Raw genomic sequence first — 9321 nt, 5'->3', positions numbered from 1 at the left:
ATAATAACTAGATTATGTTACTTGCCTTAGTCATTGATAAATAAGCTAATTTCATTAATTTGGAATTAGCTTTTTTGTCAATGATGCTATGCTTTTGCCTGCACTTGCAGGCATTTAACATCAATCTTCATTATGCGAACTGGAGGGAGAGGAAAGGGCGGGCAGCGACTTGTCGCGCCTGACCTTTCTGAATATTTTTTGGTGTCTGAGGGTAAAAAAGTCCACCTTCTCTAGTGTGGACTTAACTGCGGAATTTTGCACTTTTTCTGATTCTAGTGTGGACTTAACTCCCGAATTTGGGAGTTTTTTCTTATTTTGGTATGTGTAACTTACCGCTGTTACTAATCTCTACAAGATCTAGTCCGTTTTCTATTAGAATGTGAACTAACTCACTATCTCGAATAGGTTGTTGACCTTTAGCAATTAAAACTTTGTTAAGTTCGACAGCTTTCTTTCTAAGCTCTTCTTGCTCTTTGTCGTTAAGCCTAACGCTTTGTACCATTCCCAATTTTCCCAAATTTTAGAATGTAGAAAATGATACATGTATTTTTGCATGCATGTATTGTGCATGCGTGTATCACTGTGGTAAATTCTTCGCATTGCATTTATGCATGCATGTTTACATGGTGGGGAAATGTTAGACAAAATCGTGATGCACATACCAGTTGATGCTTCGCTAGTCGATATTGATAGCGAAGGTCGGTACTGTGTATTTGGTTTTGATTTACTGGACCTTGGGTTAAGAGTTGGCTCTTATGATGTATACAAAGACGAAGATGGGAACGTTAAACATCAAGTTCTAAATCATGCATATTCTAAACTTCCGACTTCTTACACGAAGATGGCTTTTAAGTTTTTCCATGAAGGTCGTACTTATCCTTATGTTGAGCTTAAAGCTAGTCCTGCGAAGATTCTTCAAGGACATAATGTGTATGGAACGGATTGGATAGAGCAGGGTGCGCTTGAAATGCTCGGCTATTTAGCTGAATCGCATCCTACACTTTACGGTATGTTGGCCATTGGTGAGACGGAAGTTAAACAGTTAGATGCAACTTATTCAGCACGCTTACGTGATGATAACCAAGTTGCTGATGCTATTGACTTTTTACGCAATGTAACTACTCAACATATCCGTAAATCGACTAAGCAAGTTACCTATAAGAATACTAACTATTATGGTTCTGAACGTTGTAAACGTTTTGCCCGTAAAGTTTACGGTAAATCTGCTGAATTTCAGTCTCAACTTGAAGAGCAAATTAAGCTTGCTAAGGCAAATGATAAATGTGCTCAACGTGTTGTAGCTGTTATGTCAGATCCAGATTTACAGCAGTGGGTTAAAGGTCTCTTGCGATTTGAAACAGGCATTAAAGCCTACGTTATGAAAGAACTCGGTATTCCGACTAATTTATTTGAACTTATTCGTTATCAACGCTCTAACCCTAATTTTTTACGTGATATCTGGATTAAAGCAAACGCTCAGTTATTTAAAGCCCTAGAGGGTACAGCCATGAAAGCTACTGACCACGATACTGTATTTAAAAATCTCTGTAATGTTTTTGGAACTGTGACACCTAAAGGCCGTCAAAGTTTTACTAAGGCTCGTAATGTCTTCAATTTTTACTGCGCATTAGAAATGAATGGTTATGAGGTTATGAAGACACGTTATGGTGAGCGTCAGTATTACCAATATATGGCTGATTTAATTGCTGCGGGTTACTCAAAAGCATTCTTGCAGAATCTACATGTTGAGTCTAAATCCAACATTATTCCATTTCTTAAACTTGTCGAAATTAATTTCGAAAATCAAGTACCTAGCAACTTTGTTGAACCAATTTCTACTTTTAATCAGCGTGAATTACGCATCGCATAAGGATCATATTTATGTCTCAAATTATTTTCAAAGCAAAGCTACTTAACGTTGATTTAACTACAAATGAGAAAGGATTAAACATGCGTTTAATCTTTGAATCACAACGCTATGACAAAGGTCTCGATCAGTGGGTTCCATGTTCACAGAACGTTAAAGTTGTTGAAGATCATCACCACATGAAAGATTTTTATTTGTCGTACAAAGGTCGTGAAATCTATTTACCAATCGAAATGACAGCGATGGACCGCAACATTTTTTATAAGACTACTGGTGACGGTAAGCCGTTGCAGGTTGAGGAAAAGAAAGCGACTGATATAAAAGCTTAATAGTATCAAAGGCTTACATATATAACATGACGTATAATGTATAATATGTCAATTAAATCAATAACTTACGTTTAATTAACTATGACAGATTACATTTATAAATGCAAGAAGTGCGGTGCAGAGTTCACAAAACACTCAAGTTATTGCATCCATTTTTATAAGTGTAAATAAAAAGAATTTGCCGGCTTTTGGGGGCGTTAATCGCAAGTCGGCAATCCTATTTATTGGGGATGTCTCTAATGGTCATCTATGCAGTTTGGTATTTCTTCGTAGTAGGGGTAATAGCTCATCCAGTGGGTTTATATCTCTACTATAAAAAACGGAAGTAAAGGAATTCAATTATGTTGGCTTGTTTGATTTATGGGTCGGACCAGACGACATGTATTGGGTATTTAAACATGGATTTGGTGATCGGTCTTTTTGCTGCTTTCGCAGTTCTATTCGGTCTCAGCTATGTTTTTAAAATCGTTCTTAGACTAATGGGTTTTTAACCCTTGGAGATTGTTATGGAAAATCAAAAACGTGGTGTTTTAACACTTACTAATGTTCAACGTTTTGGGGTGGGTGCTGCTGTTGGGGCTGCGCTTATTACTAATGCCAATGCTGCTGTCGACGTGGCTGGTCCAGTTGCAACTTTAACAACTGACGGTACTGCTGCGATTACTGCTGTTGGTGCTGCATTACTCGGTCTTGCGGGTGTTGCTGTTGTATTCAAATGGGTTAAAGCTGCTTTCTTTAGCTAATAGCTCAGGGGGTAGAAATACCCCCATCTTATAAGAATTAAATATTTAAAAAGTTGGGGGCTTTTATGAAGTTTTTTAAATATTTGGTTTTTTTATTATTAAGCATTACTACTTTTATTGTTTATGCATATCCATCTTCTCAACAATATATTTATCAAGGTTATAGTCAAAAAATCTACTTAACAGCTGAAGAGGCTTGTGATTATCCTTCCACTGTTTCATCTAGTCACGGTATGTACGGTGCGACTTTTGATCATTTATCTGCATTTAGTGGCAACTCTGCTACTTGTTACTATAAGAAAAAAGATGGTTCTGTGATTTCTATGTATGGTGTTACTAGGTTAAATAATCCCGATTATGTTCCTGACCCTAAATGTCCCGAAGGACAAACCCTCCAAAACGGTCAATGTGTTAATTTGCAATGTCCAGATGTCGGTTATCCAATGTATGTTTATTTTGATTCGGGCACTTCTATACCACAACAACGCTGTCAGCCTTTACAAGATAAATTCTGTGTTTTTAAAGCTAAACCTGATTCTATTGTTTTGAATCATGCTAACAATCGTCAAAGTACAGTGTTATATAACGTTTCTAAAACACCTGTATCTTCTTGTACTCCACTTGATGCAGGCCAGTGTGATAAAAATGACCCTTACGGTGATTGTTATCAACCGCCTAACGATGGTTGTACTCGTCTAGCTGATGGCTCTATTACTTGTCCTGATGGGGCTGCTCCTCCAAGTCCTACGGGTACTTGTGGTGGTGCTACTTACTGTAATAGACCACCTACAGGCTGTGGCACTGGTTATGTTTCTGGCTCATTCAATGGTCAGGCGTTATGTGTTAAATCTTCTAATTCAGGTACTGGTTCTGGCACTGGCACTGGTGATGGTGGTGGTTCTGGTACTGGTTCTGGTGATGGTGGTTCAGGTACTGGTGATGGCGGTGGTTCTGGTTCAGGTACACCGATTGATACTGGTACTGGTAGCACTAATATTAATAACTCTGGTTCTGGTTCAGGTTCTTCTACAGGTGGTTCTGGTGGTGGAACTACTTCAACAAGCTTCACTATTGATTTATCACCTGTTGTTAGGGCTATTTCTGCTTTATCCGATAAATTGACTTGGGTTAAGTCTGAATTGGTTAATGCTGTTTCTCGTGTTGAAGATAAACTTACCCAGACTAATAGCAAGTTAGATACAACTAATTCTAAACTTGATTCTGTTAAGTCTTCAGTTGATCAAACAACTGCTGCTGTTAATGCTAACGCTACTACTGTAAAAACGGCTGTAGAAGCGAATACGGCTGCTACAAACAATGTTAAATCGGCTGTCGATGCTAATACCAACTCTACAGCTAATAAGCTTAATGAAGTGGTTAATGCTATCAATAATAAGCCTATTGGCGGTGGTGGTGGCGGAACTACAGATGTTAAGCCTGTTGTTGATGCTATTGAGAAACAGACTACTGATTTTAAAGATATGATGAAGACTGATTCATCAGACTTTGATACCTCACAGTATGAAAAGATTGGTGATGCTTCGGATGATCCACGTTCTCTTAATGCTCAATCAGATGCCGCAGGTTCTTTGCAGGCATTATCTAATAAATTAACTTTTTCTAATTCTGCTTGTGTTCAGGATTTTACAGTTACGGTTCCTATTTATGGGTCTATGACGGTTCCGTTATCTCAATGGTGTGACTTGTTAGCACTAGTAAAAATACTTCTTCATCTCTGCACTTTGATGGTTGCTTTTAAGATGCTTGACTCAACTGTGAGGGCTATCTAATGCCATTGTTTATTGGGGCTATTGTTGCTGCATTACTGAAGGTTTTATTTCGATATGCAGTTTTTAAAATATTTGCAAAGTTAATTTTGGGGACCGCTACGGCTGGCGTTATCTACTTGTTTTTATCCAGTACGGTTAAACCTTTTGTTGATGAAATGCAGCAAAAAATTGTTGAGAAAGCCACAGAGCTTTCAACGGTTGGCGGTACTGCTGCTGAAGTAATTCAGTACTTAGATTTCATCCAGTGCGTGAACATTATTCTTTCTGCATCAGCTGCATGTTTTAGCTTAAAACTAATGTCTGTAGCTATTCGTGCATTCGGTATTAATACGGGTTGATTTTATGGCTATTAAACTAATTACAGCGCAGCCTGGTTCTTATAAGACTGCAATGATGATGGAACTCGCTAATAAGATGTCTAGTGAGGGCCGTCCAATTTACTTATGTAATGTTCGGGGACTTAAACCTGAAATACCTTTTCCATATCAGGTTCTCGACCACTTTAAGGATTGGGTAGATACACCAGAAACATCAGTTATTTTTATTGATGAGGTACAGGAATTTACTAGAGATGTACCGACTAACTGTAAAACAGAAGACTTACCGACTTGGATGACTTTGTTAGAAAAACATCGTCATGAGGGTAAGGATATTTTTATTGTTACTCAGCATCCAATGTTTATACATACTCATGTTAGACGCCTTACGTCTGAGCATATTCATCTTGTTAGAAATGGGAATGTTCCTTTTGCTGCCAAGCGTTCTTGGGGTTTTGTTGAATCCGATCCAGACGACTTTCAGAAAGCTACATTTAAAAATGGTTGTACAACTACGATTTATAGACCTAATAAAGAGGTTTTTAACTGGTATGAATCTACCGTATTAGATACCCATAAATTTAAGGTTCCACCTAAGTTAATTAAGGGTGTGGCTATGGTTGCAGGTATCATCGGTTTTGCTGTTTGGATTGGTTATCCGGTTGCTACTAAATATCTTCATATGAGTGATAAGGAAGTCACCGCCAAAGTCCATGACGAACCTGTCTTACCTTCAGATCCTTCTAATATGACTTTAGCCGAAAGGGCTAAGTATGATGCAGCTATGGCTGGTCTTACTCCAGAACAATATGCTGATTTGATGCATCCTGAAACACGTAACGCAGAACTGCAGGCTAAAAATGACGTGAGAATGGAGACCATAGCAATCAAATACAATCCTAATCGCCCTTATGAGGTTGATACTTCTCAAATCCAATATGAAGTGACTGCAAAGCCAGTGTTTTCAGGTTGTATGAAGATGAAAGGTAAATATGTGGCTTATACCCAACAAGGTACGATTCTGCATGATGTAAGCCAATCTGATTGCCGTAAACTTATGGAAGATGGCGATAGACCATTTAATTATTTTCAGGTTCAGAATAACCGACCTGCTCAGGTAAATAATGCTATGCCACAGGTGCAGATGCAGCCTAATTATTCTTCTTATCAGGCTAATAATTATGTGCAGCCTAACCTACAGCGTAGTTCTGTGAATGGTGCAAATTCTCAAAGTTCTTTTTCTTTTTAAGGGGTTAATTAAATGATGTCTTTAGCTGATATTTCTGCATTACATAACCTTGTTATTCATATTTTTGTAGCTGGTGCAATATTGGGTTTTATCTTGTCTGGCTTCTTTAAAACTCTATTAAATATGTGGGCTTATCGTTTTGAGAGACCTAAAAGAATTAAGACTGATACGGGCTTTTTGTATTTTTGGAGGGGTAAATATTATCCTTTAGAACAACGTAATAAGTTTATTGAAGAACATCGAAAAAAATACGAGCATCTTTTTCCTGATTACTAAAAACCGTCTATATGTTCTACCGTAGCAGTAACCAAAAAAAACCGTTCAGGGGAATTGTGACCGATCCAACTCGGTCACAAGGCGTAGTCTACGGTTTTTTACGTGATCAAACTTCGAGTTATACGCAATGCTCATATTGTGGTCGTACACTGCAATTTAATCAGTTGATGAGACACTTAAAAGTGTGGCATGGTTACGGAACAAAAGACTTTATAATAGATTTTTGATTGGCATTTTATTACATCTCGAGTTAAGCCGGTGATCTGTTTCTGGCATTAAAAAAATGAATAAAATCAATATTTGTGATTTTTGAAGGATTGGCAAAATATGACATTTACTTTAGAAGAGTTAGAAGATATTTGGATTACTTATTATTCTCATGGTGGGGTAAATAATTCAAAAGTTTTGGCTAAAATTAGAGCCGAATATACTTTTTGCCCTCTCTGTGATCATCTAATTCCTAACTCAGAATATCAGCAACATTTTGATGATCATGATTAGCATCTGAGAGTTCGCATAATAACTAGATTATGTTACTTGCCTTAGTCATTGATAAATAAGCTAATTTCATTAATTTGGAATTAGCTTTTTTGTCAATGATGCTATGCTTTTGCCTGCACTTGCAGGCATTTAACATCAATCTTCATTATGCGAACTGGAGGGAGAGGAAAGGGCGGGCAGCGACTTGTCGCGCCTGACCTTTCTGAATATTTTTTGGTGTCTGAGGGTAAAAAAGTCCACCTTCTCTAGTGTGGACTTAACTGCGGAATTTTGCACTTTTTCTGATTCTAGTGTGGACTTAACTCCCGAATTTGGGAGTTTTTTCTTATTTTGGTATGTGTAACTTACCGCTGTTACTAATCTCTACAAGATCTAGTCCGTTTTCTATTAGAATGTGAACTAACTCACTATCTCGAATAGGTTGTTGACCTTTAGCAATTAAAACTTTGTTAAGTTCGACAGCTTTCTTTCTAAGCTCTTCTTGCTCTTTGTCGTTAAGCCTAACGCTTTGTACCATTCCCAATTTTCCCAAATTTTAGAATGTAGAAAATGATACATGTATTTTTGCATGCATGTATTGTGCATGCGTGTATCACTGTGGTAAATTCTTCGCATTGCATTTATGCATGCATGTTTACATGGTGGGGAAATGTTAGACAAAATCGTGATGCACATACCAGTTGATGCTTCGCTAGTCGATATTGATAGCGAAGGTCGGTACTGTGTATTTGGTTTTGATTTACTGGACCTTGGGTTAAGAGTTGGCTCTTATGATGTATACAAAGACGAAGATGGGAACGTTAAACATCAAGTTCTAAATCATGCATATTCTAAACTTCCGACTTCTTACACGAAGATGGCTTTTAAGTTTTTCCATGAAGGTCGTACTTATCCTTATGTTGAGCTTAAAGCTAGTCCTGCGAAGATTCTTCAAGGACATAATGTGTATGGAACGGATTGGATAGAGCAGGGTGCGCTTGAAATGCTCGGCTATTTAGCTGAATCGCATCCTACACTTTACGGTATGTTGGCCATTGGTGAGACGGAAGTTAAACAGTTAGATGCAACTTATTCAGCACGCTTACGTGATGATAACCAAGTTGCTGATGCTATTGACTTTTTACGCAATGTAACTACTCAACATATCCGTAAATCGACTAAGCAAGTTACCTATAAGAATACTAACTATTATGGTTCTGAACGTTGTAAACGTTTTGCCCGTAAAGTTTACGGTAAATCTGCTGAATTTCAGTCTCAACTTGAAGAGCAAATTAAGCTTGCTAAGGCAAATGATAAATGTGCTCAACGTGTTGTAGCTGTTATGTCAGATCCAGATTTACAGCAGTGGGTTAAAGGTCTCTTGCGATTTGAAACAGGCATTAAAGCCTACGTTATGAAAGAACTCGGTATTCCGACTAATTTATTTGAACTTATTCGTTATCAACGCTCTAACCCTAATTTTTTACGTGATATCTGGATTAAAGCAAACGCTCAGTTATTTAAAGCCCTAGAGGGTACAGCCATGAAAGCTACTGACCACGATACTGTATTTAAAAATCTCTGTAATGTTTTTGGAACTGTGACACCTAAAGGCCGTCAAAGTTTTACTAAGGCTCGTAATGTCTTCAATTTTTACTGCGCATTAGAAATGAATGGTTATGAGGTTATGAAGACACGTTATGGTGAGCGTCAGTATTACCAATATATGGCTGATTTAATTGCTGCGGGTTACTCAAAAGCATTCTTGCAGAATCTACATGTTGAGTCTAAATCCAACATTATTCCATTTCTTAAACTTGTCGAAATTAATTTCGAAAATCAAGTACCTAGCAACTTTGTTGAACCAATTTCTACTTTTAATCAGCGTGAATTACGCATCGCATAAGGATCATATTTATGTCTCAAATTATTTTCAAAGCAAAGCTACTTAACGTTGATTTAACTACAAATGAGAAAGGATTAAACATGCGTTTAATCTTTGAATCACAACGCTATGACAAAGGTCTCGATCAGTGGGTTCCATGTTCACAGAACGTTAAAGTTGTTGAAGATCATCACCACATGAAAGATTTTTATTTGTCGTACAAAGGTCGTGAAATCTATTTACCAATCGAAATGACAGCGATGGACCGCAACATTTTTTATAAGACTACTGGTGACGGTAAGCCGTTGCAGGTTGAGGAAAAGAAAGCGACTGATATAAAAGCTTAATAGTATCAAAGGCTTACATATATAACATGACGTATAAT

At 37.5% G+C, this 9321-nt stretch carries 12 protein-coding genes; 10 read left to right on the top strand and 2 right to left on the bottom strand.

Annotated elements, in window-relative coordinates; genetic code table 11:
* Nucleotides 1-310: 310 nt before the first annotated feature.
* Nucleotides 311-502, bottom strand: a complete 192-nt coding sequence (locus MKL36_RS05480; RefSeq protein WP_021511257.1) for a hypothetical protein — start codon at nt 500-502, stop codon at nt 311-313.
* Between the two features lie 132 nt (nt 503-634).
* On the opposite strand from MKL36_RS05480, the gene MKL36_RS05475 reads away from it, so the two are divergent.
* The 8 genes from MKL36_RS05475 (at nt 635) to MKL36_RS05440 (ending at nt 7072) form a co-directional block, all read left to right on the top strand.
* A complete protein-coding gene (locus tag MKL36_RS05475; protein ID WP_021511258.1) occupies nt 635-1870 on the top strand; it encodes a phage/plasmid replication protein, II/X family in 1236 nt (411 codons plus the stop codon).
* 11 nt (nt 1871-1881) lie between these two features.
* The gene (locus MKL36_RS05470) at nt 1882-2196 is read left to right on the top strand and encodes a hypothetical protein (protein WP_021511259.1); all 315 of its coding nucleotides are present in this window, start codon (nt 1882-1884) and stop codon (nt 2194-2196) included.
* A gap of 506 nt (nt 2197-2702) precedes the next feature.
* Nucleotides 2703-2939: a major capsid protein gene (locus MKL36_RS05465; RefSeq protein ID WP_000431314.1), complete on the top strand. Its 237-nt coding sequence runs from the start codon at nt 2703-2705 to the stop codon at nt 2937-2939.
* 65 nt (nt 2940-3004) lie between these two features.
* Nucleotides 3005-4729, top strand: a complete 1725-nt coding sequence (locus MKL36_RS05460; protein WP_021511125.1) for a hypothetical protein — start codon at nt 3005-3007, stop codon at nt 4727-4729.
* Complete coding sequence (locus tag MKL36_RS05455; RefSeq protein ID WP_001127950.1) at nt 4729-5067, top strand: DUF2523 domain-containing protein; 339 nt, start codon at nt 4729-4731, stop codon at nt 5065-5067. The genes MKL36_RS05460 and MKL36_RS05455 overlap by 1 nt, the downstream gene beginning before the upstream one ends.
* Before the next feature lie 76 nt (nt 5068-5143).
* Nucleotides 5144-6295 carry a zonular occludens toxin domain-containing protein gene (locus MKL36_RS05450; protein ID WP_410270851.1) on the top strand — a complete coding sequence of 384 codons (1152 nt, stop codon included), beginning with the start codon at nt 5144-5146 and terminating at the stop codon, nt 6293-6295.
* 12 nt (nt 6296-6307) lie between these two features.
* Entirely contained in the window at nt 6308-6571 is a 264-nt protein-coding gene (locus MKL36_RS05445) for a hypothetical protein (protein ID WP_021511123.1), read from the top strand.
* Nucleotides 6572-6898: 327 nt separating this feature from the next.
* The gene (locus MKL36_RS05440; RefSeq protein WP_010590615.1) at nt 6899-7072 is read left to right on the top strand and encodes a hypothetical protein; all 174 of its coding nucleotides are present in this window, start codon (nt 6899-6901) and stop codon (nt 7070-7072) included.
* A 325-nt stretch (nt 7073-7397) separates the two neighbouring features.
* On the opposite strand, the gene MKL36_RS05435 is transcribed toward MKL36_RS05440, so the two are convergent.
* Complete coding sequence (locus tag MKL36_RS05435; RefSeq protein WP_021511257.1) at nt 7398-7589, bottom strand: hypothetical protein; 192 nt, start codon at nt 7587-7589, stop codon at nt 7398-7400.
* A 132-nt stretch (nt 7590-7721) separates the two neighbouring features.
* On the opposite strand from MKL36_RS05435, the gene MKL36_RS05430 reads away from it, so the two are divergent.
* Nucleotides 7722-8957 carry a phage/plasmid replication protein, II/X family gene (locus tag MKL36_RS05430; protein WP_021511258.1) on the top strand — a complete coding sequence of 412 codons (1236 nt, stop codon included), beginning with the start codon at nt 7722-7724 and terminating at the stop codon, nt 8955-8957.
* Nucleotides 8958-8968: 11 nt separating this feature from the next.
* The gene (locus MKL36_RS05425) at nt 8969-9283 is read left to right on the top strand and encodes a hypothetical protein (protein ID WP_021511259.1); all 315 of its coding nucleotides are present in this window, start codon (nt 8969-8971) and stop codon (nt 9281-9283) included.
* Nucleotides 9284-9321 lie beyond the last annotated feature (38 nt).

It is taken from the genome of Acinetobacter sp. AOR12_HL (assembly GCF_027855275.1).
Classification (GTDB): Bacteria; Pseudomonadota; Gammaproteobacteria; order Pseudomonadales; family Moraxellaceae; genus Acinetobacter; species Acinetobacter baumannii.
Note: the sequence above shows the minus strand (reverse complement) of the source record. Positions and strands in the feature narration are given on the sequence as shown.